The 3,472-nt window shown below is 56.2% G+C and carries 2 rRNA genes; both read right to left on the reverse strand.

The features are described 5' to 3' along the window. Positions 1–21 precede the first annotated feature (21 nt). Positions 22–139: ribosomal RNA gene (gene rrf, locus MBA17_RS48895) — 5S ribosomal RNA — on the reverse strand. A 153-nt stretch (positions 140–292) separates the two neighbouring features. Further along, positions 293–3,403, reverse strand: a 23S ribosomal RNA gene (locus MBA17_RS48900). Positions 3,404–3,472 lie beyond the last annotated feature (69 nt).

The raw sequence follows: 3,472 nt of genomic DNA on the forward strand, positions 1-3,472 counted from the left end.
AACGACAAACATCAAATGTTTGTCCGGCGGTGACCTACTCTCCCACACCGTCCCCGGTGCAGTACCATCGGCGCTGGAGGGCTTAACTTCCGGGTTCGGAATGTAACCGGGTGTTTCCCCACCGCTATAAACCGCCGTAACCATATGAAACACAACAACCAACCGGTTGCGGTCTCAGAATCACATAGTGGACGCGAGCAAACAGATCACCAACAGCAACCACACAACCCACACACACCCCAAACCAGGATGCGGGATCAAAACGTGGCGACCACCAGCAACCAAAAGCTTTGTGGTCAAGTCCTCGGCCTATTAGTACCGGTCAGCTCCACACGTTACCATGCTTCCACCTCCGGCCTATCAACCCAATCGTCTATTGGGAGCCTTACCCACACAAAGTGGTGGGAGACCTCATCTCAAGGCGAGCTTCCCGCTTAGATGCTTTCAGCGGTTATCCCTTCCGAACGTAGCCAACCAGCCGTGCACCTGGCGGTACAACTGGCACACCAGAGGTTCGTCCGTCCCGGTCCTCTCGTACTAGGGACAGCTCCTTTCAAGTCTCCTGCGCGCGCAGCGGATAGGGACCGAACTGTCTCGCGACGTTCTAAACCCAGCTCGCGTACCGCTTTAATGGGCGAACAGCCCAACCCTTGGGACCTACTCCAGCCCCAGGATGCGACGAGCCGACATCGAGGTGCCAAACCATCCCGTCGATATGGACTCTTGGGGAAGATCAGCCTGTTATCCCCGGGGTACCTTTTAGCCGTTGAGCGACACCGCTTCCACAAGCCGATGCCGGATCACTAGTCCCAGCTTTCGCTCCTGCTCGACCCGTCAGTCTCACAGTCAAGCTCCCTTGTGCACTTACACTCAACACCTGATTGCCAACCAGGCTGAGGGAACCTTTGGGCGCCTCCGTTACTCTTTAGGAGGCAACCGCCCCAGTTAAACTACCCACCAGACACTGTCCCCGATCCGGATCACGGACCAGAGTTAGACGTTCAAAACGACCAGAGTGGTATTTCACCAATGACTCCACCACCACTAGCGTGACAGCTTCACAGTCTCCCACCTATCCTACACAAGACGTTCCAAACGCCAATGTCAAGCTGTAGTGAAGGTCCCGGGGTCTTTCCGTCCTGCTGCGCGTAACGAGCATCTTTACTCGTAGTGCAATTTCGCCGGGTCTGCGGTTGAGACAGCGGGGAAGTCGTTACGCCATTCGTGCAGGTCGGAACTTACCCGACAAGGAATTTCGCTACCTTAGGATGGTTATAGTTACCACCGCCGTTTACCGGCGCTTAAGTTCTCAGCTTCGCCACCCGAAGGCGGCTAACCGGTCCCCTTAACGTTCCGGCACCGGGCAGGCGTCAGTCCGTATACATCGTCTTACGACTTCGCACGGACCTGTGTTTTTAGTAAACAGTCGCTTCCCCCTGGCCACTGCGACCCCCACCAGCTTCAGACGCAAAGGCCCTACACCAGTGAAGGTCCCCCTTCTCCCGAAGTTACGGGGGCAATTTGCCGAGTTCCTTAACCACAGTTCACCCGATCGCCTTGGTATTCTCTACCTGACCACCTGAGTCGGTTTAGGGTACGGGCCGCCATGACACTCACTAGAGGCTTTTCTCGGCAGCATAGGATCATCCACTTCGCCGCAATCGGCTCGGCATCACACCTCAGGCATCACGAGGAACGGATTTACCTATCCCTCACCCTACATGCTTACCCCAGGACAACCACCGCCTGGGCTGGACTACCTTCCTGCGTCACCCCATCGCTTACCTACTACCAGATCAGGCCAGGCGTTCGGTCTAACATCCCCTCCGAAGAGGCAACTGACTTAAGGACCCTTAGTATCACTGGATTCGATATTGGCGCATCAAAGCGGGTACGGGAATATCAACCCGTTATCCATCGACTACGCCTGTCGGCCTCGCCTTAGGCCCCGACTTACCCTGGGCGGATTAACCTAGCCCAGGAACCCTTGGTCATCCGGCGCGAGGGTTTCTCACCCTCGATTCGCTACTCATGCCTGCATTCTCACTCGCGTCCCGTCCACACAAGATCACTCTCATGCTTCACCCAGAACACGACGCTCCCCTACCCACCCACACACCCACAAGGAGTGCGCGAATGCCACGACTTCGGCGGTGTACTTGAGCCCCGCTACATTGTCGGCGCGGAATCACTTGACCAGTGAGCTATTACGCACTCTTTCAAGGGTGGCTGCTTCTAAGCCAACCTCCTGGTTGTCACTGCGACTCCACATCCTTTCCCACTTAGCACACGCTTAGGGGCCTTAGTCGGTGGTCTGGGCTGTTTCCCTCTCGACCACGGAGCTTATCCCCCGCAGTCTCACTGCCACGCTCTCACTTACCGGCATTCGGAGTTTGGCTGACGTCAGTAACCTTGTCGGGCCCATCGGCCATCCAGTGCTCTACCTCCGGCAAGAAACACGCAACGCTGCACCTAAATGCATTTCGGGGAGAACCAGCTATCACGGAGTTTGATTGGCCTTTCACCCCTACACACAGGTCATCCCCCAGGTTTTCAACCCTGGTGGGTTCGGTCCTCCACCCAGTCTTACCTGAGCTTCAACCTGCCCATGCGTAGATCACTCCGCTTCGGGTCTACAGCATGCGACTCAAACGCCCTATTCAGACTCGCTTTCGCTACGGCTCCCCCACACGGGTTAACCTCGCCACACACCATAACTCGCAGGCTCATTCTTCAAAAGGCACGCAGTCACATCACAGCCGAGCAAGCTCGACTACGCTCCTACGGCTTGTAGGCACACGGTTTCAGGTACTATTTCACGACCCCTCACCGGGGCGCTTTTCACCTTTCCCTCACGGTACTAGTTCACTATCGGTCATCAGGGAGTATTTAGGCTTACCAGGTGGTCCTGGCAGATTCACACAGGATTTCTCGGGCCCCGTGCTACTTGGGATCCCCTCAAACAGTCCAACCGATTTCGCCTACCCGACTATCACGGTCTACGGCAGCCCTTCCCAGAGCCTTCGACTATCGGAAAGATTTATAACTGTTCGCAGTCTCAGCGGAAACTGCTAGAAGGTCCCACAACCCCGCACACGCAACGCCCGCCGGCTATCACACGCATACGGTTTAGCCTCATCCGCTTTCGCTCACCACTACTCACGGAATCACTATTGTTTTCTCTTCCTACGGGTACTGAGATGTTTCACTTCCCCGCGTTACCACCAACCGCCCTATACATTCAGACGGCGGCAACACCACATGACTGGTGCTAGGTTTCCCCATTCGGACATCCCCGGATCAACGTCTGGTTGGCGACTCCCCGAGGCTTAACGCAGCCTCCCACGTCCTTCATCGGCTCCTGATGCCAAGGCATCCACCGTGTGCCCTAAAAAACTTGGCCACAAAGATGCTCGCGTCCACTATGCAAATCTCAAACAACAACCAGCAACCCGAACCCCACCCGCACCAG

It is taken from the genome of Dolomitihabitans soli, from assembly GCF_022213955.1.
Taxonomy (GTDB): Bacteria; Actinomycetota; Actinomycetes; order Streptosporangiales; family Streptosporangiaceae; genus Streptosporangium_A; species Streptosporangium_A soli.